This window comes from Prevotella ihumii (assembly GCF_900155655.1).
Classification (GTDB): Bacteria; Bacteroidota; Bacteroidia; order Bacteroidales; family Bacteroidaceae; genus Prevotella; species Prevotella ihumii.
The window spans coordinates 2,387,464-2,414,160 of record NZ_LT706987.1 but is presented as its reverse complement, the minus strand read 5'-3'; the positions used below and the strand labels follow the sequence as shown (position 1 = coordinate 2,414,160).

Genomic DNA, 26,697 nt, shown 5'->3' with positions numbered 1-26,697 from the left:
CAGAATCGAGCTTGTTCGAGTTATGCCATGGAGAGAAAACGAAGGATGAAATCCAACGTATCTTCGATGATATGAACAATGGTTTCGGGTGGGACAGATTGCCCAAATCCTTCATGGCAGAGAATATTGATTGCATTCGGCTTGCTCCGTTTTTGAGGTCAAAATCTAACAAAGCTAATTTATAGAACCAGCCGTAAAGAAGTTCGGACGCAATGCAACAAGTCGCATAAAAGCCTTTGTCTTCAGGTTTATCTCTGTACCAGAGAAGTGGATCAGGACATCAAGGCGGTATGTGCTGAATATCTATACCTGACCCGTTGGCGGAATTATTTTTTAGCTACTATACCAATTGTTACCTTATTCGATAGATAGCGTATTTCTCTTTTATCTTTTTCTATTTTTCCGTTTTACTTCGGATAAGTGTTAAATACAAGGGTCATAATTCTCGTATATGCGTTGAAAAGAAGCGTGATACACAAAAGTGGCATAAATGGGTGTGCAATTGTAAACTGTTGATTGATAATGAGTAATGAGTAAACAGGAAAAAGTGTGCAAGAATATAGTGCTTAGATTACGGAAATATAGAATGAATAAAAGAAGAATATGAACAAGAAAAGTGCTATTAAGTGGTATTTTAGAAGGTAAAAGTTGAACTTTAGCTTTGCCAAACATCAATGTTGAGGTGGTAAAACATATATGTTTGGCATTGTCAAAGTTGAACTTTGGCTTTCTATAATATCAATAAAAGAGATTTAGAATATATAATAGGAAATATCAAACAATTCTATTTGGGGAATTAAAATGTTAAATCAGCACAACAGCAAAACTCATTGGGAGAATTAAACCCAAGTTGGTCATTAGCCCTGTCAGACCAGTCAGACCAGTCGGACGTGTCAGACAAGTCCGACTGGTCCGACTGGTCCGACTGGGCTAATGACCCATTGGGTTAAATACTCACTAAATTAATTCCGCCAACAGGTATAAATAAAATGTTAAGCCCTTGCCTACGGGCTATTTGTGGCTAATAAACGCTAAATATTTGTTGTTTATTTTGTTATCTGCTCAACTTGCTGTAATTTTGCAAATTCAAATATAATTAGTTAATAGATAATCATCAAAATAGAAATGGCATATTTATTTTCATCAGAATCAGTTTCAGAAGGACACCCAGACAAGGTGGCAGACCAAATTAGTGATGCACTCTTAGATCAGTTTTTGGCTTACGACAAGAACTCTCGTTGTGCTATAGAGACATTTAACACCACTGGGCAGGTAGTGATTATGGGCGAAGTGCGCTCAAGCGAGTATATAGACATTCCTGCCATTACTCGTAAAACCATTAACAAGATAGGTTATACCAAGGCTGAATACCAGTTTGATGGCAACAGCTGTGGTATTCTTTCAGCTATTCACGAACAAAGTTCGGACATCAATCGTGGTGTAGACCGTGAAGACGAAGACAATCAGGGTGCAGGCGACCAAGGTATGATGTTTGGTTACGCTTGTAATGAAACCGAAAACTATATGCCTGTAACTTTGGATTTGGCGCATCTTTTGATGACCACATTGGCTGATATTCGTAAGGAAGGAAAGGAAATGCTTTACCTCCGTCCCGACTCAAAGAGCCAAGTAACCATCGAGTACAGCGATGACAATATTCCACAACGCATTGATGCTATTGTGGTTTCTACCCAGCACGACGACTTTGTACAGCCTGCCGACAACTCTGTTGAGGCACAATTGAAGGCTGACGAGGAAATGTTGGCTAAGATTAGAAAAGATGTCATAGAAATACTTATTCCACGTGTGAAGGCTCAAATCAAGTCGGAAACGGTTTTGGCATTGTTCAACGAGGATATAAAGTACTTTGTCAACCCTACAGGAAAGTTTGTTATCGGTGGTCCTCACGGCGATACAGGTTTGACAGGTCGTAAGATTATTGTTGACACATACGGCGGTAAGGGCGCACACGGTGGTGGCGCATTCTCAGGCAAAGACTCAAGCAAGGTGGACCGTTCGGCAGCTTACGCAGCACGATGGATAGCTAAGAATATGGTGGCTGCAGGTGTGAGCGACGAAATTCTTGTACAGTTGGCTTACGCTATCGGCGTGGCACAGCCTATGAGTGTGTACGTAAATACTTACGGACGCTCGAAGGTAAATATGACCGATGGCGAGATAGCACAGAAGGTAAAAGAGATGTTTGACCTCCGCCCTAAAGCTATCGAACGCCAATTGAAGCTCCGCCAACCTATGTACTTAGAGACGGCGGCTTACGGACATATGGGCAGAAAGAACGAAGTTGTGAAGAAGACCTTTACAAGTCTTTATCACGAAGAAAAAGAAATGGAAGTGGAACTCTTTACTTGGGAAAAGCTTGACCAAGTAGACAATATAAAGAAGAATTTCAGCCTATAAATAAGCAATGTCGAAATCCGACTCCATAGCTGTTCCGCCATTGCTGAAGAGATTAGATACCAAAAAGCAGAAGTCTGAAAAGGCTTCTGCTAATGGCTTAATGGCGGTAAACGATGTGGCTAAAACCGATTCATCGGCTACGAAAGCTAAGACGGGAAAAAGTCTGCTGCAATGGAAAGCACCGAAGGCTTTCAACATCAGAGAGATAAGATTTCAAAACGAGGGCTATTTTAAGAACAATCCTTACTATCGCCCAGAGTTGGGAATGACGCACAGCGGCGTGTTGGGCGACCCTGCGCCCTACAACGTGAGTAACGACAACTTGGTGTCGGGCACAGTGCTTATCTGTTTCGTATTGGCAATGCTGGCAGCCTCAATGTCGAGCAACTTCATTCTTCGGCAAATCAAGAGTATATTTAATCTGCCTTATCGCAGAACCACAGTAGGCGAAACAGCACACGAGATACGCTTTCAGTTCTTCCTCGTGTTGCAAACGGCACTGCTAATGAGTGTTGCCTACTACCTTTTTACCAAGCCTGGCGATGGGGGCGACTACATATTAGACTCACAGTTGGCAGTTGTGGGCATCTTTGCTGGCATCTTTTTAAGTTATTTCCTTATCAAGAACTTACTCTACTCGCTTGTCAATTGGGTGTTCTTCGACCGCAAAAGCAGTATTCAGTGGTCGCAGTTGAGTTTGTTCCTATTTTCAACAGAAGGAGTGCTTATTTTTCCTGCTGTACTCTTGCTCATTTATTTCGGTTTGAGCCCGTATTACACCCTTATCTACATAGCTGCTATAGTGGGATTGGTGAAAATCGTACAGTTTTATCAAGGGTATCTCATCTTTTTCAGAAGAACAGCTGTAAGTCTGCAAATAATTTTGTACTTTTGCACCCTTGAAATAATGCCGTTGGCAGCACTATTGGGTGTTTTGCAATACACCGATAACTATTTGACTATAAATTTTTAAGGACAAAATGATAAAGAAGATTTTAATATCACAGCCTAAGCCAGGTAGCGACAAATCTCCATATTACGATATTGAGAAGGATTTAGGTGTGGAATTGGTATTTAGACCATTCTTTAAGGTTGAGGGACTATCGGCTAAGGAGTTCCGTCAACAGAAGATAAATTTACTTGACTACACTGCTGTGGTATTTACATCACGTCACGCAATAGACAATTATTTCAAGTTAGCACAGGAACTGCGCATTACAATTCCTGAAACTATGAAATATTTCTGCGTAATAGAAACCATAGCACTCTACATTCAGAAGTACACTCAGTACAGAAAACGCAAAATCTTCTTTGGCAATTCGGGCAAGATAGATAGCTTGATGCCTACAATAGTGAAGCATAAAGAGGAGAAATACCTCATTCCACAAAGCTCGGTTCATACAGATGCTATCAACACAATGTTTACACAACATAAGTTGAAGCACAAAGAATGTGTGATGTATCGCACAGTGAGCAACGACTTGACAGAGGACGAAAAGAAGAATTTCGACTATGATATGCTCGTATTCTTTAGTCCTACAGGCGTTAAGGCATTGAAAGAAAATGTGCCAGACTTTGTACAAGGCGATGTAAAAATTGCAGCTTTTGGACCTGCTACAGCCAAAGAAGTAGTGGAACAGGGATTCCGTCTCGACCTCGAGGCTCCATCTGCTAAACACCCTTCTATGACAGGTGCATTGCGTGCGTACTTAGAAGAGAACAAATAAAATAAAAAACAATATTGCGAATGCAAGCTCCTCAAATGCGGCAAACAGAACAGGAGACTACTCCAAACGCTGTAAAACGCAGATATACATTGAGCAAAGAAGAGCGAATATGTAGTAAAATTCTCATTGATAAGCTCTTTGGAGGAGGGAAAAGCCGCTCTATGGCAGCATTTCCTTTAAGGGCTGTCTATTTGCTTAATGATACTATCACGGCTTTGCAACCTACCCAACTGATGGACAATACAGAGGGGGAAGAAGTGAAAGAGGGGTATGAGGAAGTGCAAGAAGGCTTTGAAAACGAGCAAGAAAGCAATAACGAAATAGATAAGGTTGAAACAACGCAACCAAGAACTGCAGCTCCGAGCGTTAAAATTATGGTGAGTGTGCCCAAAAAGCACTTCAAACGAGCCGTAAAACGCAACAGAGTGAAGCGACAAGTGAGGGAGGCTTATCGAAAGAATAAGTACATTCTGATAGATAAAATGGCAGCTTTCCCAAACAAAGAATTGCTCTTATCCTTTATTTGGTTAGACAATTCGCTACACGAAACGGCAGAGGTGGAAGCCAAAGTGGTGAACCTATTGCAGCGCATAAGCGAAAAATTATAAGCTAAAAGGGGAAACTGCTGCAAGAAAGAGGGCAACTGCTACAAGCTCAAACGTGAATGAACAAGGGCGAACAACAAACGATAAACATACAAGAATGAAAAAGTTACTGCATTACATATCGAAGACTATGACGTGGCTGCTCATCATTCCAGTGTTGTTTTATCAACGAATGATTAGTCCTTTCACACCTCCTTCGTGCCGATTTACGCCTACTTGCTCGGAATACGCTCGACAAGCATTGCTAAAACACGGGCCTATCAAAGGATTAGCGTTAGCCGTATGGCGCATATTAAGATGTAATCCGTGGGGCGGAAGTGGATACGACCCCGTTCCATAAGCAATTCTCAAGGCGATAAGAATCAATTGATAACAATAAAAGCTTGCAGTTTTCAACTAATAAAACTCGTAGTTTGTAATGATAAACTTCGGTTTATAACAAATTAAACTCGCAGTTTGCAATGATTAAACTTCGGTTTATAACAATAAAACTCTCAATTTGTAACAAATATTTCCTATAATAAGGAAGCAAAATAGACGATGATGAAAAACTTTGTAGAAGAACTCCGTTGGCGTGGAATGGTGGCACAAGTAATGCCAGGAACTGAAGAATTTCTTCAGAAAGAAATGGTTTCGGCTTATCTTGGTACAGACCCTACAGCCGACTCTTTGCATATCGGACACCTTTGTGGCATTATGATGTTGCGCCACTTTCAGCTTTGCGGCCACAAACCTTATCTTTTAGTGGGTGGAGCAACAGGTATGATTGGCGATCCATCAGGTAAGAGCCAAGAACGCAACCTTCTTGACTCTGAAACGCTTTACCATAACCAAGAAGCGATTAAGAAGCAGGTTAGCAAATTCTTAGACTTTGATGGCGATGCACCTAACAAAGCAGAGATGGTGAACAACTACGACTGGATGAAAGACTTTACTTTCCTCGATTTCGCTCGTCTTGTAGGTAAGCATATCACCGTCAATTATATGATGGCAAAGGACAGTGTGAAGAAGCGTCTTAGCGGTGAAACCCGTGATGGCTTATCGTTCACCGAGTTTACTTACCAACTTTTACAAGGTTACGACTTCCTTTATCAATACGAAAAGTATGGTGTGAAGCTCCAATTGGGTGGTAACGACCAGTGGGGAAATATGACTACGGGTACAGAACTTATTCGTCGCACACTCGGACAAGAGGCTGAAGCGTATTGTTTAACCTGTCCACTTATCACAAAGGCTGATGGTAAGAAGTTTGGTAAGACCGAAAGTGGCAACATCTGGCTCGACCGCAATCGCACCACTCCATACGCTTTTTACCAATTTTGGCTCAATGTTAGCGATGATGACGCTGAAAAGTACATTAAGATATTCACATCGTTGGATAAGCCGACTATTGACGCACTTATTGCTGAACATAAGGAAGACCTTGGTCGCCGTTCATTGCAACGTCGCTTAGCTGAAGAGGTTACACGTATGGTACACTCACAGGAAGACCTTGATATGGCTATCGCTGCATCTAATATTTTGTTCGGAAAGGCGACAAAAGAAAACCTTTTGCAACTTGATGAACAAACTTTCAACGATGTATTCAAAGATGTGCCACACTTTGAAGTGTCGAAAGACCTCTTAGGACAGCCAGCTGTGGAAATCTGCAACCAAGAAGGAATGAACATCTTCCCAAGTAAGAGCGAAATGCGCAAGCTTGTTAAGGGTGGCGGAGTTTCGCTCAACAAAGAGAAACTTCAAGCTTTCGACCAAATTATCACAGCCGAAGACCTCATTGACGGCAAATACTTGCTTATTCAAAAGGGTAAGAAGAACTACTTCCTCATTATCGTGAAGTAACCACCTGACCCACTATGAGACAGCAAAAGCCTTGATGTTAGGTTTGAAAGACCCATCGAAAGACTATAAAAGAGCTACGATGAGCCGACAAAACGGCGGTGAGCGGTATGTGAAGACCTTTGACGGCTTCACCCATCTTCTTACGATGCTGTATGCAGTCATCATACGCTTCGACTCCCTGCGCGAGATAGAGGCGGCAATGACAGCTGAGGTGCGCAAGCTTCGCCACATTGGCATTGACAGGGTTCCTAAGCGCAGTACCCTGTCAGATGCGAACGCCAGACGCTCGGAGAAGTTCTTTGAGGACGTGTACCATGACCTTTACGAGTCCAATAAAGACAGACTTTCTTCGGACAGCCGACGCAATGGTACGGAGGAATGGATAAAACGTCTGAGAATCATCGATTCCACCACGATAACCCTATTCTCTAACGTCATCTTCAAGGGCGTGGGACGGCATCCTAAGACGGGAAAGAAGAAGGGAGGCATAAAAGTGCATTCCGTCATTCATGCAAACGAAGGAGTTCATTGTGACGTGAAGTTCACCTCTGCCGCGACCAACGATTCCTTTATGCTCGCCCCCAGCCATTTCAAGCATGATGAAATCATTGCCCTGGATCGTGCATATATCAACTATGAAAAGTTTGAGGAACTGACCGAGAGGAACGTCGTCTATGTCACCAAGATGAAGAAAAATCTCAAATACGAGGTGTTGGCAGACTGCATGGATATGAACGAGGATGGGCTGATGGAATATCGTGAGCAGGTGGTGGTATTCAGGAAGGGCGATATCAACCATATAGCGCGTATCATCACCTATGTGGATATCAAGAAGGGAAAGATGTCAAAGTTGGTGTCCTTGCTTACCAACGACTTTGATATGTCCATGGAGACTATCGTAGCCATCTTCCGCAGAAGGTGGCAGATAGAGTCTCTTTTCAAGTAGATAAAACAGAACTTCCCGCTTAGATACTTCTATAGGGAGAGTGCCAACGCCATCAAGATACAGATTTGGGTCACACTCATTGCCAATCTATTACTGTCACTGCTGCAAAGCTCATTGCAGAGGCGGTGGAGTTTCTCAGGGCTGGCTACTATGGTGCGCATTGTACTTATGGAATACCTTAACATGAATAATTTCTTCAATATGCCGGATGCCGACATGAAACTCATGCTTGAAGCAGCGGCGGAATCGCCACCGGAGGTAACAGAAAATGAATAAGGGGGCTTGTCACTAATATGCTGTCATCCGAACTATTGTGTCTCAATGAGTTGGAATGAGGATTTCTATGTTTAGCGGACAGTAATAATATTATATTAGGACTAATCTACAAAGCTTGGCTCTCCTATGTTAGACAGCAAAAAAAATACGTGCTAAGGAAAGCCGTTCTAAAGGCTTTTCTTAACACGTATTGGTCTTTTAGCTTTCTTTTTATTATCTCTCTATTGGCGATGATTGGTCTTGGTCGCCTTTTATCAAGGCTAAAAGATGTTCAACAGCCTCTTCTTCGGGGATATTCTTTTCAACGCACACTTTCTTGCGATAAAGACTTACTTTCTTTACACCTGCACCTACGTATCCATAGTCGGCATCTGCCATTTCCCCAGGACCATTCACAATGCAGCCCATAATGCCTATTTTGAGGCCTGTCATTCCCTTGGTGGCTTCCTTGATGTGAGCTATTGTGCTACGAAGGTCGTATAGCGTGCGGCCACAACCTGGACAAGAGATATATTCTGTCTTTACCATACGGAGTCTGCCAGCTTGAAGAATGGCAAAGGCAGTCTGCTCTATATCGTCTTGTGAGATATTACCTTCATTCATCAACCATAGACCATCGGTAAGTCCGTCTATCATCAATGCACCCATATCGGCTGCAGCCTCTAATTGGAATTGTTCCTTGCCTGTTGGCGTGAGTGCGCTCAATGGTTTGCTATCTTTTGTTGTTGGTTCGCCATCGTTGGTGGTTGACGCCTCATCGTTAGAGTGTTGATACATTTGAGCAAAAACTACAGGGTTTTGTAGTCCTGCCTTCATTATCTGATGGGTCAATGCACGTTGCTCCGCCAATTTGTTTTGATGATTGCTCACCGCTACCACCACTACTTCAGGGTGATACTTTAAGCAAGCAAGAAACTCTTCTGAAGGTGTTCCATACTTCAACACAAGGAACTTCACCTTTGCATTTACTGTTCCTATAAAAGGAATAGCTGGAGTTGGGAAGATGGGATAAATATCTTCAGAAGGTAGTTCGCCCTTGGTTGCTAACTCGATATATACGTTGTAATCGATGATGTATTTCTGACCTTTTATTAAGTGTTCGGGCAGCCTATCATTCACATATATATAGTCGGGGGTTGGTGTTCCTGTCGCTACTACTATCACTTTATTGTCGTTGGCATTGCGTGTGCTGATGACAACAGGTACGTTTTCGCCACCGATATTGCCCACAGCTGTGGTCTTTCTACGCTCAGGACGCAAGTAATCGAAGTCATCTGCAACCTCTGCAGGTACGATAAGATGACCTTGTTTTTTGCGTATATAACGTGCAAGATAGCTTGCCACAGGGATTTCACATTCGGGGTCTTCGCTTAACGAAACACGTATTGTGTCGCCAATACCATCATTGAGTAATGCTCCGATACCCACCGCACTCTTTATTCTGCCGTCTTCTCCTTCGCCAGCCTCTGTAACTCCAAGATGAAGCGGATAGTGCATATCCTCCTTATCCATAGCGTCTACCAACAAGCGAACCGAACGTACCATCACAACAGTATTAGATGCTTTGATGGAAATCACAATATCGTGGAAGTTGTACTTCTTGAATATGCGCAAGAACTCCATACAGCTTTCAACGATACCTTCGGGCGTATCGCCGTAATGCGACATAATGCGGTCGGAAAGACTTCCGTGGTTTACACCTATACGCACAGCCGTATGATTTTCTTTACAGATATTGATAAACGGAACAAGACGGTCTTCTATGCGCTGCAACTCCTTTGCATATTCCTCTTCGGTGTACGCTAACACTTTAAACGTGCGTCCAGGGTCAACATAGTTTCCTGGGTTGATGCGCACTTTTTCGGCATATAAAGCAGCCACATCAGCCACATTGGCATTGAAATGTACATCAGCGCAAAGCGGTGTATTGTATCCTTTCGAGCGTAAGAGCGCATTAATGTGCTTCAAGTTTTCAGCCTCACGCTTTCCTTGAGTGGTCAGTCGCACCAATTCACCTCCAGCTTCGATTATCTTAATGGCTTGTTCTACACTTGCCTCTGTATCGTTTGTGTTGGTGGTGGTCATTGACTGCACTCTGATAGGATTAGTTCCACCAATATCGAGTGTGCCAACGTGAGTTGTAGAGCTTTGTCTTCGCTCGTAATTAAATAAATCTATCATCTCAAAAACATTTATTCTTAGCAAGGGAAAGCCTTCGCTAATACAAGTTTAAACCCAAATCGGTCGTTAGACTTCTTCGAGATTTGCGAGCTTATTTTGAGCTATTTTTGGTTGTTTTTGAAGACGTTTAGCGAGCTAAACAACTGAAAAAACAAACGAAAAAAGCCAAAATAAGGTGCAAAGACGAAGAAAAGCATAACAGCTAAACGCTTTTAAAAGCCTTTGCGGGCTAATGACCGATTTGGGTTAAAAAGCCTCTTAACTCCTTTAAAAAGCCTTAGCACTTAAACTTGTAGTCCTTAATCTCAGCAAGTTCTTGATTAGCTTTTTCAATCTTTTTGCCCAATGTAGACTTCCAATTGTCTACCTTCTTCGCCACTTCTTCATCGCCAAGAGCAATCATTTCAGCAGCTAAGATGGCTGCATTCTGCGCTCCGTTCACACCAACTGTGGCTACAGGGATACCGGGAGGCATCTGAATGATAGACAACATTGCGTCTAAGCCGTCCAACATACCCTTAATAGGCACACCAATGACAGGCAATGAGGTAGAAGCAGCAATAACTCCTGGTAGGGCTGCTGCCATTCCTGCCGCTGCAATAATCACCTTAATGCCACGTCCCTTTGCTTCTTTGGCAAATGCTTCTACGGCTGCAGGAGTTCTATGAGCCGAAAGTGCATTTATCTCGAATGGTATTTCTTGCTCTTCCAACCACTTACAAGCTTTCTCCATCACAGGAAGGTCGCTTGTAGAACCCATAATTATACTTACTAATGGTTTCATATTTCCTGATTTTAAATTTGTTCTTGACGAACGTTTATTTCTTGTTTTATTATATCAACATAATGGTGCAGAACGCACTGACGATACCTAAGAAAAGCCCTGCCGTAACCTGTGTAAGCGTGTGTTGGCGCAATATGATACGGCTCGAACCCACTATTCCCGATGCAACAATGGCCAAACAGAGCCACCACACGGGGTTGAAGTTGAGAATAAAGGAAAAGGCAACCAACGCACCCAATACTCCTCCCATTCCAGCGGTATGAGTTGAGATTTTCCACCACACATTAATAACCGCACAAAGCACCTGTATAACCAATGCTACCATAAGCATTGACGTGATAAGGTGGGGCAAATGAATGAGATCCATAATGTACAAACAGCCAAAATAACAAAGGATAGAAATGATGTAAGGCATCATTCGTCGCTCCTTAGTTCCCAACTGAAGGAGTGTCCATCCGTGATACTGTCTGTATATATGTATTAATAAGGTGGGAACCAAGACCGTAAAGAGGTAAACCATCAGCACCAACGACAGTTTTACTTGCCACGGAAAGGTGCTAAGGTACGAGAAAACAAGAATAGCCAACACACCTATTACAGGCAAATAGAATGGGGTAAGCAGCATACTTACCACACGTGCTGTCAAGATGATGTTCTTTTCACTCATAAAAGATGGTGTTATAACCTACGTTGTTTCTATTTACTTTTGTTCTCACTCCTTGCGAAGTCTTGCCACAGGTATATTCAATTGTTCGCGATACTTCGCCACCGTGCGGCGTGCAATGGGATAACCACGTTCTTTCATTGCCTTTGCCAACTCGTCATCATTCATCGGGTGCTTCTTATCTTCCGCCTCAACCACTTCTTTCAATGCCAACTTTATGGTTCTTGTCGACAGCTCTTCGCCATCATCTGTGGTATAACTGTCGGTAAAGAAGAAGCGTAACGGAAACGTTCCCCAACGTGTTTGCGCATACTTGATATTGCTAACACGCGAAATAGTAGAAATATCGAGCTTTGTACGTTCAGCCACATCCTTCATTGTCATAGGCCTTAGTTCGGCCTCATCGCCTTCTTGGAAAAATCGGCGTTGAATGTCAATAATAGCTTTCATCGTAACATAGAGCGTGTGGCGGCGTTGCTTGATGGCATCAATAAAGCCCTGCGCCTTTTCCACTTTACCTTTTGCATACAGCAGAGCCTCCTTTTCTTGTCGGCTCATACCTTTTTTGTTTTCTTTATAGGCAGCCAACATCTCGCTAAAGCTCTCCGAAACGTAGAGTTCGGGCAAGTGTCCGCTGTTGAGCGTGAAACTTATCGTGCCATCGTCTTCGGTGTCTACAATGAAGTCGGGTGTTATTTGTTCCAAGTTTCTGCCCATTGTTTCGCCCATCGCTGCACCCGGTTTCGGGTTGAGCTTACGTATTTCACGCTGCAAAGCTCCTATTTGCAAATCGTTAAGGTGCAAACGCTCCTTTATCTTTGCCCAATTGTTCTGCGAAAAGGCATAAAAATATCGTGAAAATATCTTGTGAAGATAAACGTAAACAGGATTGTCTTTCTGCCATTCCTCGTTTATCACCTTTCGGTCTATCTGCAACAACAAACACTCCTGCAACGAGCGAGCTCCAATACCAGCAGGGTCGAAATCCTGCAACAGCTTCAATGCCTGCATTATCTCGTCCTCTGTACAGTCTATGCCGTGATAAATAGCCAATTCGTCGGCTATAGTATCAAGCTCTTTTCTCAACAGTCCGTCGTCATCAAGACTACCTATAAGATATTCCAACACACTCCGTTGCTTCTCGCTCATCTCTCTTTCGCCCACTTGCTCGTTGAGCTTGTCGATAAACGATGTAGTGTCGCCATACACTATCTCCTCATAGTCGGCATTGTTGTTTTGCATCTGACCGCTGTATGTGGGCAAATCGTCGTCCGACCGCATACGTTCCAAAGCCGTATCCAATGCGTCTTGGCGCTCTTCCTGCTCCTTTTGCGAGTCAAAATCTAAGTCGTTCGCCTCTCCCAAGTCAGCATTGTCGTTGGTCTCTCCCTCGTCTGTTCCCTTTTCCAAGGCGGGGTTATCGTCCAATTCGGCATAAACGCTTTCTTCCAATTCGGTCAACGGCATTTCGAGCAACTTCACCTGCAACAGTTGTTGTTGAGAAAGTCGCTGCAATTGCAAAAGCTTTTGTTCTTGTATTTGTATATTTCTCTGTGCCATTGAAACCTGAATTACGATGCAAAATTACTAAATTTCTAAGACAAACTACTTGAAATAATCACGTAATTGTGCTGCCAAAGCCGAAAGTTTTGTAGGATTTTCGTTGCCATATCTGTCCCATATCGCCCTACAAGGCAGCAAGAGTGGCGAAATCATAAAGTCGTCACGATTAAGATAGGGGTCACAAAACTGGAACACGTCCATAATCTCTACCACAGTTGAGGGCGATATTTTCATCATTCGTGCCAAGTCTTGCACCTCTGGTGTGTCCTTTACCATCGTGATAGGCGTCAAGCGGAAGTAGAGGTCGAGTACCATTATCAGCATTACGGGCTTCAGTTCGCTGTTGCTTTCCAAAGGCAGAAAATCTGTCTCAAAGGTTTCTTTCACCTCTACCCCTTCATAAAATTCTTCTTGATGTCCAAACCCTTTCAGCTCTCTCAGCCGTTTTACGTCTCGTTTCAGCTTGCGTGGACTTTCGGCATAGCTGTCCCAAACGAGTTGGAGTACAGCACTTTCTCTGCGCCTCAACACAAACTGCTGTTCGTACAAGTTTACGGGTGGGATATGTAGATCCAAACTCAATTCTACCAACTCGCGTGAGTATTGAGGTTTGATGCCCACAGGTTTTTGCAAATAGAGTTGCAAAAGCAGTAGCCAATATTCGTCAGACCATAAAGGATGTGTAGCCATAAGATACTTTTAAGAACTAAAATAGAGTCTTCGCAAAGTTACTGATTTCTACTTGATTGTACAAGAATAAACACTGTTGTTTTGCTCTACCTTATTATATAACCGCATTTATTACAAAAAGATACAACTTACACAAGCGATTTCAAAGTCGAGACACTAAATAAACCCAATTTGGTCATTAGACCAGTTTAGGTGCTTACTTTATTATTTTTGAAACTTATGAGCTGTCTTCTGGATTATTTTGGCTTTATTTTACCTATATCTGCAGTCACATAGCCCGCTATGCTCCTTTGATATATGCAAAATAAATCTCAAAATAATCGCAAAATACATTCTCATTCTAACGACCGATTTGGGATAAACAGAAAATAAACTTTACATTTGCAATACAAAAACAAGACCACACAAGACTCTTATTGTCCTATTTTTCCTCGCCCATACTTTTAAAAATCATACATCGATGTTTCGTTTCCAAAACATATATGTTTGGCATTGTCAAAGTTCAACTTTGAGGGGCTAAAACATATATGTTTGGGAAGGTAAAACATATATGTTTTGAAATAGGATTATAACGCTTTAATAATCAATAAGTTACAAACTGGATTTTAATACATCAAGTGAAAAATAAGGTTGTTCTATTCTTCCACAAACCAACACGCTACTATTTTTCTCAATTCCTTTACATTTATCATCGTTTTACACCCTAAATAGAGAAAAAAGAGAATACTTCATTGCACACCATAGACGTAAATGAGCAATGTAGTAAGTAGTCTCCCCTTGAAAAATATTTAACCATCTGGTTATCAATAAAATAATCGTTTTCAAACTTGCATATTTCTACAAAGTTTTGTGTAAGCATCCAATATTAGCCGCCTTTGTGTAGCATTCTTGCTTTACTACCTTTGCCCGAAAAACTTATGTTTGTACTCAACGAAACAAATGTTTTTCGGGTTTGTTGCACTCCTGTGGACATGCGTCAGGGTATCCTTCGCCTGTCCCAATTGGTACGCCGCAATGACTTCAATCCTTCTGATGGTGTTGTCTACGTTTTCTACAATCGATCCCGTAACCGAATTAAATTGCTGCACTGGGAACGCTGTGGTTTTGTCGTGTATCATAAACAGATGGCACAGGGTTGCCTGAGTCCTAAAATCATACGGGCGAGAAATGGATTTTATGAACTTCGCTGGGACAAATTGGTACTCTATATAGAAGGTATAAATCCTAATTGCTACCGAAGAAAAAGATATATTGCTGTCCGGTAAAACTTTTTGGTGGCTATCTGTGTTAGTAAAAATAGACTTAAACTTATTATTTCTTAGAATTATCGGTTATTATAGGTCTTTTCTTGTCAAAATAAGTGCATTTTATAATGCTTACAGTTTGAAACTGAAAACCAAGCCCCTGGATGAGTAAAACGGCTGCAATACCGATGGATAAAGAGATACAGAGCTTTCAGTTTATTTTTACCGGACAGCAATAATAAGGATTATTTGTTGGTGTGAAAGGCGGCTAATATTGGATGCTTACCATAAAACTAAAAAAGGCGACTCCGCATTTGGAGCCGCCTTGATTTATGAAACATTCAATAAGTATTAATGAAATTACTTGTTGATGAACTTCTTACCATTCTGAATAACTACACCCTTATAGTTCTTGCCAACACGTTGTCCAGCAAGGTTATACATAGGAGCGTTTGCATTGATAGTTTCTGTTGCAACAGTGTTGATACCGTCAGCTGTATTCTTTTCAACTTTGATGATATAAATAGAAGGAACTTCTTTGTAAACAGAACCTACAATACCTACAACATTATATTCTGTTTCAGCATCAAAAGCCATATCGTTGTATGCAGCGAGGTGGAAACCATTATAAATTTGAACTTTCTTATTGCCGTCTACAACATAGAAATTCTTAACTGGATTGCCTTTTTTATTTGTTGTTTTTTCAATTGTGAACTTAACTTCATCAAGTGCAACTAAGTCGCAGAGGTTATCTATAGCTTCACCAACCTTGATTGCTTTTGGTTTTGCATCGCTACCTGCTGCACGTTCAACCTTATCAAGATTTGTTAAACCAGCAGCATAAACCAATTCAGGAATTCTTTTATTATAAAGGTCGAATGTACCTGTAATTTCGCCGTTCAACATTTCGTTTTGCTTCAAACCTAAGTTAGCCTTTGCTTGATAGAAAAGAATTGCACCTGAGTTATCACGAACGTAAGTTGAAGTATTGCCCTTATTGGTTGTCCAAGTATAAAGAACTTGAGCATCGTTGAGTTTCAAAGTAGCCTTTTCCTTTGCAGTAAGTTGCTTGTATTCAGCAATAGAATTTACAACTTTAACTTCTTCCTTAGTGAAAGTCTTTTCTGCTACTGAACTTGTCTTGCCTTCTTTTACAGCAATTGCCTTAACTGTTGCAGTTGCAGTAAGGTCGAATGGTTTTGTATAAAGGAATTCTGACTTTTCAGTTGGTACATCGCCATTTGTAGTGTAATAAATCTTTGCACCTTCAGCTGTCAAAGTTACAGTAGTCTTTTCTGTAAATGTTGTTTCACCAGAGATAGTTGGAGGAGCAATAGCAGCAGGGGCAGCTGCAGCGATAGTAACTACAATTTTATCAGCATACACTTTGTTGTTTGCTGCAATAACTTCAACGCTATTTGCTTCTCCTGTCCAAGTTGCAGTCTTAGCATCTCCGTCAACAACCCAACCATTCTCAGAATTAAACCCAGTAATCTGATTTTTATTTTTTTTGGAAGCTTTTGCAGATTCCGTAATTACAATCTTCGTAATATTACCTGTTGTACATGAAAAATTTGTCGTTGATCTTTTGGCAAAACGATATTCTGCTGTTGCAAAAGCAGCTTTATTACTTTTGATGGTAACATCACTTTTAGTCATCATGTCAGGGTCTGAAGCTACCATTGTCTGTTTTCCCTTGTCAGTACCTGCTGTGAAAGTTACAAGAGTTTGTGCATTAGCACTTACTCCTACCATTGCCAAGACGGCAATAAACGCATTTCGTAAATTTTTCTTCATTTTCATTCTTTTTTTATGTTAATATAATTTGTAAAATATTCTCTCTCCCCTTACTCACGATATTTTCAGTACATCGTTGAAGTTGCTTCGTGGCGGAAGTCTTTGGTTGAGTTGTTGGTATCACGCCATTTTCCGCGCACCTTCCGTCTTACTACAGCTTTCCCATAATCATCGCCCACATGGTGTGTGGTGGCATAGGTAAAACCGCAATCAAGTTCCCAGTCAAAGACGTTCCATTGTCGGTCTGCACTTGCGGCAATCTCTACTACATCTACTGCCCACGCATTGGGAACGATATGACCGCCCACATACGGATTGACGTATCCAGAAGGAATGTCTTTTTCGGAATAGGTATAGTAAAAATCGTCTTTGAACTTCTTCCTGTCCACGCCAATCTTCACCAATCCGAGTGCCTTGCAGCCGCGTGTGGAGAGTGTAGTCTGTCCGCCGTGGACGTTGGTCCAGTTTTCCAAGTCCGGCACATCTTCATTCTGTGTGTCCATCCCCGTATTGTCGTAGAACTCAAAGTTGGCATGACTAAGGTCGAACGTTCCATATTTCGTTTTATAATTGTCAGCATTGAGAGCGATGACCAGTTCCTCACCCGGCTGTACGGGTACATCGCGTCCTGTTCCCGGAATAACGTATGCCCATGTGATGGTCATCATCTCATCCTTGAACTGCGGATTGTTTACTGTGCTGTCATTGGTGTTGAATCTGCTTTCCACAATGGCAAGTCCGTCGGCATACTTCACACTGTCCGTATTATTGCCGATTTTGATGTATTGGTCGTCGTATTCTCTGCTTGGAGGTGAGGCGAAGAATACTTCCGTAATCAGGAAGCCGTCGGCATCGGTATAAGTCTTGAGCGGTATTTCCACAGCATCAGAAATGTTGTCGCCAGAGAAATCAACTTCCTTGTCAGCTTTCACCTGTGCGGTCATTTCCAATACGTTCCATTTTTTTTGCAGTTCGCTCCATATTCTTTTTTCAAAGTCTATCGTTCCGAGCGCAGCAATGCTGTATCTTCCGTTGGGAATGTTTGCTTCTGCCACGATTATTTTGTCTTCTATGCGTTCTGCCGTAGTCCTGTAGGTTTGCTTTGTCTCGAGATTGGTCAGTGTGAGCTGCAATTGTGCTGCCATAGGACTTTTAATGGAGTGTGGCAATGAAAAAGCAGTTTTTCTTTGTCCGTTTTCGTCGAGGACGAAACGTATTCTCCTGATAGCACCTTTCTCATAATCCGTCTGTGTACCATTCTTTCCCTTTATCCGTATGCTTCCATTATTGAAGAGAACTTCCTTTACATCGTCAGCCCGTGTTTCCACAGCCTCGCCGTTCTTCTTTTCCACCTTCATCGTGTAGTTCTGCGCCGAAAGCGAAGTGTAGCCTGCGAAGAGAAGTAATATCCATGCGTAATGTTTCATCCTTTCGTATGATTTTTTATTGTTGTATTGAGAATGTAAGTTCCGACAGAAAGAAGGACTTTCCATCGGAACTTACGTTGAATAGTTTTTTTTATCGGACGACAATCTTTCTGCCGTTGTGGATATAGATGCCGCTTTGTGTCGGCTTCTTAATGCGGCGACCCTGTAGGTCATAATAAGGAGCTGCGTCCTCCATAACGGTTGTCGGGGTGCTGATGCCTGTCGGGGTTATGCCCGGATAAGGCTTTCCCTGCTTATCAATGACGTTCCAGCCCTTTGCTTTGGCTGCTGCAACATGTTTGGTATTGCAGTGGTTGGCGACAGAAGTCTCTCCCGACCACATCGTCAGTGTTCCGCTGCTGACAGTCGGCAACGCCTCGATGAAGACTGTCATATCGGCTTCGCTCATGCTGTTGTCTGCAATAGAAATGGTGTTCAGTTTGCTTTCGGTCGGGAACTTCACGCTGTGTATCTGATTGTGTTCCAAGATCAGCGTGGTCAGTTCCTTGCAGGGTGTGAAGTCAAACGAAGTCAGGTTGCTCATAGAAACTTTTATTTCCGTCAATGAAGCTGGCAGAACAGGCATTGACGTAAGTTCATCAAGCATAAGACAATCAAGGATACGCAGCCCTGTCGGTAACGCTGGGAGTTGCTGCTGTTTCCAGTGAGTAAGGCGGAATATCTCTACGTTTGCAGGCAGGACAACTGGAGTGAGCAAGCCGTAGCAATTTGTTATCTGTAGCTCTTTGATATTACCATCTTGTGCGAAAGAAACTTTCTCAAGATTCTTTCCGCCAATGGAGACCTTCTCTAGGTTCTTTGCAGTGGAGAAGTCGAGTTCCTTAAATTGGCAGTTCATAAAGTCAACGTTTTTCAGTCCCGTGCAGCCATTTATATCCAGTTGGTCGATAGCCATATTTTTCAAACTCAGCTTGGTGAGGGTGTTACCCTTAGGTAGTTTCAGCGACCGTATGCCATAACCGAAGTCGACGTCATTGGTGACAAATGTCTTCAGGCTTGCCGCCTTTGAAGCATCGATGTCGGCACTGCCTTCAAGAACGAAGCCGAGGTCAGCAATGTCGGTAATCTTTCCGCACATGGTAACGCTGTCGTCGTCGGCTAGGAAGTAATATCCTTTCCTATAGGATGTAATGTCGGCAGCACCTAACAACCACATATTTGCATTGTCTTTCAACTGCTGCAGGGTCTGTGACTGTTCGTCAACGCTGATATTCTTGCAGTAAATCGCACCGTGCTTTCTGCTGAAGCGAATGGTCAGGCGGTCCGTTCCGAAGCGTCCGTCGCCCACTTCCTTGCCAATGTGGGGGTCTTCTCCGTCTACTCCATTATACTTGCGTTCCAACTCCTCACGAAGTTCTAGCACCTTCCAACCCTTTGCCTTCAGTGCGTTCACCTGTTCGCGGGTGCAGTAGTTCCATTCCTTTGTCCTGTCGGAATGGAGAACGATGCAGTACTCCCCACCACTCTCTGCCGAATGGTCGGCAAGGGCTGCGATGATTTGGTCGAAAGCCGCTTTCTTCAGACGGTTGCCGTAGCATAGTATCTTTTTGAGTTGCGTGCAGCCCGTCAGGTTGAGCTGTTTCAGCTGGCAGCACTGCACTTTAAGCTGTTCGAGCTGTGTGCAGTTGGAAAGGTCGAGTGTAGTCAGACTGTTGTCGTCAGCAAGGTTCAGGCTCTTGAGCTGGCTATTCTGCGGAACGACCACCTTTGTCAACCAACCGCTCTGCGATACGCGGACAATCTCTACATTTTCCGACAGTATGACGGAGAGGGCACCCGAGTGACTTGCCGTGAAGTTCTTGAGATAAGGCTGTTCGGAGAGATCGAACATTATAAGTTTCTCCTGATTTCCGTCGAACCATATTTGGGGATGCTTACATTTCACGGTGTATACTCCAGCCTTTGTGCAAGTAATCTTGGCCATGTTGCCATAGCTGAAAAGTGGGTCATAAATAATGCCCTCGCTGAAAAAGAGATTGCTGCCCACTCCGGGAGCTGGGTTTGAACAAAAATAGGTCTTCTGTTCGCCCGACGTCTCAAAGCGGAAGATGCCCCAGTCTTCTAATCCCTCGCACAGTTGGTTGTTGGTGTCTAAGACAGTCCACCCTTTTTCGCCAAGCCGTTTGATGTGTCGTTTGGTGAAGGAGTACTTGCCGTTGCTGCCGAAGCGCACATAGATTTTTGCGCCCGACGCATGGGTTGGGAGTTGCTCTACAAGTTTGTCCACCTTCGTTTCATTGAGTCCGCAGGAGTAGCATTTGAACGTCTTGAGTCCTTTGCACTTGCTCACGTCGAGTTCGTTGATGCTCTGATTGACGGAGCAGTCAATGAATGTCAGGGTTTCGCTTTCCGGCAGATAGAGGTTATTGATACGGTTGCTGGAGAAGTTGGCAGTTGTGAGTTTCTCACACGCTTCCAAATCCATCGTGGCGATTTGATTGTAGCTGCAATCCAACTCTTCCAGTTCCTCTAAATAGGTAACATCCAACTCTGTGAGTGTGTTGCGCTTGCAAAGGAGTTTCCGTAGTTTTTGGGCATTCTTGAGTTCGAGGGTGGCAAGGTTTGCCTTCTCGCACTTGAAGAGCGTGAAGTCGCCGTTGAGGGTAATGATGGCTTCGGGCTTCTCTACTATCAGTTCGAGTGTTCCGCCTTTGGCACTTTTTACCTTTGCTCCGCTTACGGTAAAGGTCTCGTCTATCTTCGTTTCGGCAGCAGAGCCTGTCTCTACCGTAACTTTGATTCTCTTATTGACAGCTTTCTTTGAGGTAAAGCTGATGCTTCCCTTTCCCACTACCGCATGGAGCGGCAGTGCTGCCAAAAGTAGCAGTAAGGAAAATAGGATATAGATTTTTTTCATTACGTTTCCATATTAATAGTTCTGCCAAACATTGGGTTGGCAGAACCGATTTATTACAATACTATTAAAAACTTATTTGATAATTACTTTCTTGCCCTTGTGGATATACAGACCGCTGCGGGTTGGTTTCTGCATGCGGCGACCCTGAAGGTCGTAGTAAGGAGCGTTGTCGTTGCTGTCTTCCTTTATGGAATTCAAGCTGTTTGGCACTGCTCCGCTGCCTGCGTAGTCCTTGCCTGTGGCGTCCACTACTTTCCAGTTCTTTGCCTTTGCATCGGCTACCTGTTTGGCAGTACATTCGTTGTTGTTCTCCGCTGTCTCATCATAGATGCAAAGTTCGCCACCTGTTGCAGGGAGTGCGGCAATGAGTTTGTCCACTTCCTCTTCCGAAAGACTGTTGCCACTACAGTTGATTTTGTTTACTGCACTCTTTTCTGGAATGACGAGGGTTTCTAATTCGCAGTTAGAGCAATCAAGTGTTTTGAGGAGCGTACTCTTTCCAATATTCAGTTCATCTATCGGCAACTTCCTTGCAACAAGGTTTTCGATGCCCTCACATTCAGAAAAATCGATCTCCACAAGGTTAGGAAGATTGCTTAGCGTTACATCCTTTAACACAGTATGAGTAGGTAATTCTATCTTTTTCGTCATAGGGTCGTCGGTCAAAGTAAACATAGCCATATTTGGAGTTCGTTTACGTGCTTCGATGGTCGTAAAATTCTTTATATTGGGAAAGCCTGTGATCTTTTTTGCACAGAATTTTATAGGTCTTCCTAAACTTTTCATATGAATGCTATCTTTTCTTTCACCATCGGTAAATTTCTGGTAGGAGCAACCTTTAAGATATATAGAAGCAGCAAAATATTCTCTGTTCTGCGCCCCTGTTATAGAAGTTTCTACTCCTTTATTCATTGTTACATTTATTATATCGTACATAGGTCCAATGCCTGCATAGTCGTTGCCTGCTGCATCCACCACTCTCCAGTTTTTTTCCTTTGCATCAGCTACCTGATTGGCTATACATTCAATACAAAGTTCGCCACCTGTTGTAGGGAGTGCGGCAATAAGCTTGTCTATTTCTCCTTCTGAGAGATTGTTTCCGATGCAATTGATTTTGTTCACCATCGTGTTCTCTGGAAGTGTAAGCGTTTCTAACTCACAGTTTGAACAGTCAAGCGTCTTGAGGAGCTTACTCTTTGTAAGATTCAGATCATCAATCCGCAACTTCTTTACAACAAGGTTTTCTATTCCCTCACATTCTGAGAAGTTGATTTCTTCGAGATTACGAAGATTATACAGTGTTACATCCTTTAGGTTAGTATGTGTAGGCAACTTTAACTTCCTTACCTCGCGGTCTTCTGTCAAAGTAAATACTACCATATTGGGACATTCATTTTTAGCATCTATAGTCCGAAAGCCTCTTATATCTGGGAAACCTGTAATATTCTCACCGCAAAGTCTTACACTGTTTTCTGTTGGGGTTAGTATGAAACTCGTATTTGTTTCTTGCTTCTGAAAGCCTACTGTTTGGAAATTGTTTCCAAAATATTTAAGAACATCTGTCTTGAGAATCTCTACATTCTTGACGTTCCCCATCGTTGCATATATGGTATGTTCTTGCGCAATTATTTGAGCAAATGCACAAATGGCGAATAAGAATAGAAGTAAGTACTTTTTCATTGTTTTTTATTTTAATGGTTCTGCCAAACCAATGTTTGACAGAGCCATATTTGTTATAGAGTTTACTAATTATTAATTTGAAATTTATTTGATAAAGATTTTCTTTCCTTTATGGATATACAGACCGCTGCGGGTTGGTTTCTGCATGCGGCGACCCTGAAGGTCGTAGTAAGGAGCGTTGTCGTTGCTGTCTTCCTTTATGGAATTCAAGCTGTTTGGCACTGCTCCGCTGCCTGCGTAGTCCTTGCCTGTGGCGTCCACTACTTTCCAGTTCTTTGCCTTTGCATCGGCTACCTGTTTGGCAGTACATTCATTGTTGTTCTCCGCTGCCTCATCATAGATGCAAAGTTCGCCACCTGTTGCAGGGAGTGCGGCAATGAGTTTGTCCACTTCCTCTTCCGAAAGACTGTTGCCACTACAGTTGATTTTGTTTACTGCACTCTTTTCTGGAATGACGAGGGTTTCTAATTCGCAGTTAGAGCAATCAAGTGTCTTGAGGAGCGTACTCTTTCCAATATTTAGTTCATCTATCGGCAACTTCCTTGCAACAAGGTTTTCTATTCCTTCACATTCAGAGAAGTTGATTTCTTTGAGATTAGGAAGATTGTTCAGCGTTACATCCTTTAGATTCGTATGTGTAGGCAACTTTATCTTAGTTATTTCAGAGTCTTCCGTCAAGGTAAACATAGCCATATTTGGACATTCCTTTTCAGCATCTATAGTCAAAAAACCTCTTATATCAGGAAATCCCGTAATATTTGGAGCATAAATTTTCACCCATGCCCCCGACTGTGTTAGTATAAAACCTGTTTCTGTTTTTTTCCACATAACCCCTACTGGCTGAAACCAATCTCCAAAATATTTGTCTATGTCTGCTTGGGATATCTCGACGCTCTTTCCTTTTCCCAGCGTTGCATTGAGGGTATGCTCTTGCGCCATTACTTGAGTAAACACACAAATGGCGAATAAAAATAGAAGTAAGTACTTTTTCATTGTTTTTTATTTTAATGGTTCTGCCAAACCAATGTTTGACAGAGCCATATTTGTTATAGAGTTTACTAATTATTAATTTGAAATTTATTTGATAAAGATTTTCTTTCCTTTATGGATATACAGACCGCTGTGGGTAGGTTTACTTACACAACGTCCCTGCATATCATACCAAAGGGCATGGTCATTGTTATCAATATCTGCGATGGAACGTATTTCCGTTGTCTGACCTCGCTGCGGTTTCATAGCATTAAAAGAGCGGTTTGGTTGTGGGTATGGAGTCCACACAGGATATTGAATGCCTGTATCAAAAACAACATATTTCGGAGTCCATCCTCTGTTGTAGCAACTGCTTATCTGTGCATTAGTCGGATATTCATTCCTTTCTTGACCAGCATGGTTGTCATAGTAGCAGAATTCATATAGTTCCAAATTCTCAGGCGTAGGCTGATGATAAGGCAGAGAATTTATCAGATTAGTCAGAGCAGTTGTTCTAATCTGATTATGCTGACAGAACAAGCGTTCCAAACTCGTACAGTTTGCCACGCTGAGCTGCGAAAGATTGCAGTTTGAGCAATACAAATCTGTCAGATTTGCCATATTGGTAACATTCAGTGTATTCAAGCCCGGATTATCATTACACCAAAGTTCGCGCAAGTTTGGGAGATTGGATGTATTAATGGATGTTACAGAAGAGTTTGAACAATAGAGATATTCCAAATTGGTGTTATTGCTGAGCATCAATGAGGCGAGACTACTCATATAGTTGCACCCTAATGTCTTGAGACTTCTGATGTTTGACACATCCAATCCCGTCAGATTATGACAAGACGAAAGCCATAATGTTTCCAGATTGCTTCCATAGGAAGGCAATACCAGTGTTGTGATAGGAACTTGCGTGCAGCCCAACTCCACAAGGTTGGTGTTTGCAGACAAATCCAGCGTACCCCGCAACTGGGTATTGCCTGAGCAGTTCAAGGTGTTAAGTGCAGTATTAGAGGAAACATTTAATGAAGAAATCAGATTGTTTCCACATTCCAAATGCTGCAAACTGCCTGCTCTGCTTACATCTAATGTTCTAATCATCTGGTTGTCGCAATGGAACCATTTGATTTGATTGGCAGAAATTGTAACAGAAGAACTCGTCAGGATAAACTTAAAAGTTGTGTCATTTGGAGCATAATAAAGAGGATCTACGCCTGTTGCAGATACTCTTCCAACATGTTCTATTACAACTCTCAACGTATCTCCAATGGGAATATCTGTTGTTAAACTGATGGACTGTTGTCCACTTTGAGCACTCACTTGACCTGCCGTAAATATAGACAGCATGGTCGCTAAAAGTAAATTTTTAATCATAAAGTTATAGTTTTTGCCGCATCTGTAAGTTGCGGCGCGGTTATTATATAAATGTGTCGCTTTGTTATGGACACGGTTTCTTCTTTTTGAGTATCGATGGGCAAGGCGGAGGGTCTGTCCCTTTTGTTGTTACCGGTTCATCACTTTCAACTGTCCTGACGGCAGGTGGAGGATGTAGATACCTTTCGGACAGGTGGTCAGGTCGATGTCCATATCCCCTGAATTAGGTATCGTTTTTTCTGCAACGCAGCGTCCATCAGTGGCATAGAGTCGCACAGGTGTTCCTGCGGGAAGTCCGTGTAGGAGGATATGTCCGTTTTGCAGGCTTGGTTTTGCCTGTACGGCTCTGTCTGTTCGGTTGTTTTGAATGCCGGTGGAAGTCTTGTTTTCAAGAAAATAGAAACGGCTGACGTTGTGGAGGCTTGTCGATAATCTGTCGGCGGTGCTTTCCACGATGAGTTCCTCGTCGGCGAGTTCCATCACGGGATTGTCTGCCAATGGGAATACGACCTCGCTGCCGTCGGTCAGGCAGAGGTACAGGTATTTTACTGGTTCGGCTGAACGCTCGGGCGAGTGGTCGGCTTGCAATGGGCTGCCAGTCGGTGGTGTGGCATACGTCTTTGCGGGCAGCAGGGCTGCGACGCCTAACAGGATGTTGAGGATTTTATGTTTCATATATGCTTCTTTTTATGACGGAATGTTTTTTTATGATTTTGTTTTTCCGTTCCCAAGTAATTGTTCTTTTAGACGAGTGATATTAATTTTTTGCAAAGAAAGCGACTTTTTTTTAGTTCCGCAATACCCAAAATAGGTGAATTTCTTTGTCGGAAGTGGGTGGTTTGTTGCAAGAAAATGGTCGCCTTGACGGATGTTTGCCAAGGCGACCTTTCTTTAACCCAAAACGGTCGTCAGTCCACAAATTTGGTAATATCTTGTTTATACTTTTGCTTCCTGCCATCTTTTAATGAACCGATTTGGGTTTAAGGGTTGTTCAGGTGGTTTTATGGATTGCTTTCATTTCCGCCGTTGCCGCCTTCTTCTTTCTTCTTTGGTTTCTTTTCCACTTGCTCGTAGGTTACATCGGTCAGGGTGAAGTACTTGCGTGATGGGGTGAGTTTTACCACTGGTTTTTCGATGTGTTCTTGGGCGCGGAATGTTTTTCCTACTTCTACGGACTTGCTCTTGAATGACGGTTTGAGTGTGCCGAGTTCGCCGAAATCTACGATGTCGCCGTTGGCAACGATGTCGCGTGCTGTTTCTGCTGCAAGGTCGAGTACTGCTGCTACTTCCTGTGGGCTGAATGTGGTTGATTTTGACACGCGTGCGCAGAAGTTTCGGAAATCTACGCGGTGCCGCCCTGTGGGTTGGGCTACTACGACGGTTTTTCCTGCTTGTTTTCCGATGTTGAGTTTTCGTTCCGTGAGGACAAATTGAAGTGGTTTGTTTGCCATAATTTTAAGGGGTGGTTTCCTGTTGTTTGTCTTGTGTGGGTCGGAAACCGTTAAGCCCACCAAGTTTGTTGTTTCAGCTGCTTGTGGCAAGGGTGATGGTTGCTTTTTGAAAAATGCTATGGAACAGGCGGCAAAAAGCTCGCGAGCTATCGACGAAAAGCTGGCGAACTTTTTA

The 26,697-nt window shown here is 42.7% G+C and carries 20 protein-coding genes and 2 pseudogenes; 9 read left to right on the top strand and 13 right to left on the bottom strand.

From position 1 onward, the window contains the following. Positions 1–53 precede the first annotated feature (53 nt). The 8 genes and pseudogenes from CZ367_RS15150 to CZ367_RS10650 form a co-directional block, all read left to right on the top strand. Positions 54–313: pseudogene (locus CZ367_RS15150) on the top strand (IS1380 family transposase); the annotation flags it as partial. 812 nt (positions 314–1,125) lie between these two features. Next, on the top strand, positions 1,126–2,418 hold the full coding sequence (gene metK / locus CZ367_RS10680; protein ID WP_077196849.1) for a methionine adenosyltransferase: 1,293 nt from the start codon (positions 1,126–1,128) through the stop codon (positions 2,416–2,418). Positions 2,419–2,425: 7 nt separating this feature from the next. Then, the gene (locus CZ367_RS10675) at positions 2,426–3,391 is read left to right on the top strand and encodes a DUF4271 domain-containing protein (protein ID WP_077196848.1); all 966 of its coding nucleotides are present in this window, start codon (positions 2,426–2,428) and stop codon (positions 3,389–3,391) included. 7 nt (positions 3,392–3,398) lie between these two features. Next, complete coding sequence (locus CZ367_RS10670; protein ID WP_077196847.1) at positions 3,399–4,145, top strand: uroporphyrinogen-III synthase; 747 nt, start codon at positions 3,399–3,401, stop codon at positions 4,143–4,145. A 35-nt stretch (positions 4,146–4,180) separates the two neighbouring features. Continuing rightward, entirely contained in the window at positions 4,181–4,753 is a 573-nt protein-coding gene (locus tag CZ367_RS16575; RefSeq protein WP_084793552.1) for a ribonuclease P protein component, read from the top strand. 94 nt (positions 4,754–4,847) lie between these two features. After that, the gene (gene yidD, locus CZ367_RS10660; protein ID WP_077196845.1) at positions 4,848–5,090 is read left to right on the top strand and encodes a membrane protein insertion efficiency factor YidD; all 243 of its coding nucleotides are present in this window, start codon (positions 4,848–4,850) and stop codon (positions 5,088–5,090) included. A gap of 203 nt (positions 5,091–5,293) precedes the next feature. Next, positions 5,294–6,592, top strand: a complete 1,299-nt coding sequence (tyrS, locus tag CZ367_RS10655) for a tyrosine--tRNA ligase (protein WP_077197433.1) — start codon at positions 5,294–5,296, stop codon at positions 6,590–6,592. 34 nt (positions 6,593–6,626) lie between these two features. Beyond that, positions 6,627–7,814 (top strand): annotated as a pseudogene (locus tag CZ367_RS10650) (IS4 family transposase). 213 nt (positions 7,815–8,027) lie between these two features. On the opposite strand, the gene CZ367_RS10645 reads toward CZ367_RS10650, so the two are convergent. The 5 genes from CZ367_RS10645 to CZ367_RS10625 form a co-directional block, all read right to left on the bottom strand. Continuing rightward, positions 8,028–9,995: a 4-hydroxy-3-methylbut-2-en-1-yl diphosphate synthase gene (locus CZ367_RS10645; RefSeq protein WP_077196844.1), complete on the bottom strand. Its 1,968-nt coding sequence runs from the start codon at positions 9,993–9,995 to the stop codon at positions 8,028–8,030. Positions 9,996–10,272: 277 nt separating this feature from the next. Next, on the bottom strand, positions 10,273–10,779 hold the full coding sequence (gene purE / locus CZ367_RS10640; protein ID WP_077196843.1) for a 5-(carboxyamino)imidazole ribonucleotide mutase: 507 nt from the start codon (positions 10,777–10,779) through the stop codon (positions 10,273–10,275). Positions 10,780–10,828: 49 nt separating this feature from the next. Continuing rightward, the gene (locus tag CZ367_RS10635) at positions 10,829–11,446 is read right to left on the bottom strand and encodes a phosphatase PAP2 family protein (protein WP_077196842.1); all 618 of its coding nucleotides are present in this window, start codon (positions 11,444–11,446) and stop codon (positions 10,829–10,831) included. Between the two features lie 45 nt (positions 11,447–11,491). Further along, positions 11,492–13,003 (bottom strand): RNA polymerase factor sigma-54, encoded by a 1,512-nt coding sequence (gene rpoN, locus CZ367_RS10630; RefSeq protein ID WP_077196841.1) that lies wholly within the window; start codon positions 13,001–13,003, stop codon positions 11,492–11,494. A 45-nt stretch (positions 13,004–13,048) separates the two neighbouring features. Next, positions 13,049–13,696, bottom strand: coding sequence for a hypothetical protein (locus CZ367_RS10625; protein ID WP_077196840.1), 648 nt, complete (start codon positions 13,694–13,696; stop codon positions 13,049–13,051). A 917-nt stretch (positions 13,697–14,613) separates the two neighbouring features. Between CZ367_RS10625 and tnpB the strand changes: the two genes are divergently transcribed. Then, a complete protein-coding gene (gene tnpB / locus CZ367_RS10620) occupies positions 14,614–14,961 on the top strand; it encodes an IS66 family insertion sequence element accessory protein TnpB (protein WP_077196839.1) in 348 nt (115 codons plus the stop codon). Positions 14,962–15,300: 339 nt separating this feature from the next. Here the strand turns inward: tnpB and CZ367_RS10615 are convergent, their stop codons facing one another. The 8 genes from CZ367_RS10615 to CZ367_RS10580 form a co-directional block, all read right to left on the bottom strand. Next, positions 15,301–16,737, bottom strand: coding sequence for a chitobiase/beta-hexosaminidase C-terminal domain-containing protein (locus tag CZ367_RS10615; protein WP_237581689.1), 1,437 nt, complete (start codon positions 16,735–16,737; stop codon positions 15,301–15,303). A gap of 65 nt (positions 16,738–16,802) precedes the next feature. Then, complete coding sequence (locus CZ367_RS10610; protein ID WP_161942334.1) at positions 16,803–18,164, bottom strand: DUF4876 domain-containing protein; 1,362 nt, start codon at positions 18,162–18,164, stop codon at positions 16,803–16,805. Positions 18,165–18,255: 91 nt separating this feature from the next. Next, the gene (locus tag CZ367_RS10605; protein ID WP_144005981.1) at positions 18,256–21,042 is read right to left on the bottom strand and encodes a hypothetical protein; all 2,787 of its coding nucleotides are present in this window, start codon (positions 21,040–21,042) and stop codon (positions 18,256–18,258) included. 72 nt (positions 21,043–21,114) lie between these two features. Beyond that, entirely contained in the window at positions 21,115–22,722 is a 1,608-nt protein-coding gene (locus tag CZ367_RS10600) for a hypothetical protein (protein WP_077196835.1), read from the bottom strand. An 84-nt stretch (positions 22,723–22,806) separates the two neighbouring features. Beyond that, positions 22,807–23,715 (bottom strand): leucine-rich repeat domain-containing protein, encoded by a 909-nt coding sequence (locus CZ367_RS10595; protein ID WP_144005980.1) that lies wholly within the window; start codon positions 23,713–23,715, stop codon positions 22,807–22,809. Between the two features lie 84 nt (positions 23,716–23,799). After that, entirely contained in the window at positions 23,800–25,044 is a 1,245-nt protein-coding gene (locus CZ367_RS10590; RefSeq protein WP_077196833.1) for a leucine-rich repeat domain-containing protein, read from the bottom strand. 156 nt (positions 25,045–25,200) lie between these two features. After that, positions 25,201–25,746 carry a T9SS type A sorting domain-containing protein gene (locus CZ367_RS10585; RefSeq protein WP_077196832.1) on the bottom strand — a complete coding sequence of 182 codons (546 nt, stop codon included), beginning with the start codon at positions 25,744–25,746 and terminating at the stop codon, positions 25,201–25,203. Positions 25,747–26,072: 326 nt separating this feature from the next. Further along, positions 26,073–26,522, bottom strand: coding sequence for an HU family DNA-binding protein (locus CZ367_RS10580; RefSeq protein WP_060941300.1), 450 nt, complete (start codon positions 26,520–26,522; stop codon positions 26,073–26,075). Positions 26,523–26,697 lie beyond the last annotated feature (175 nt).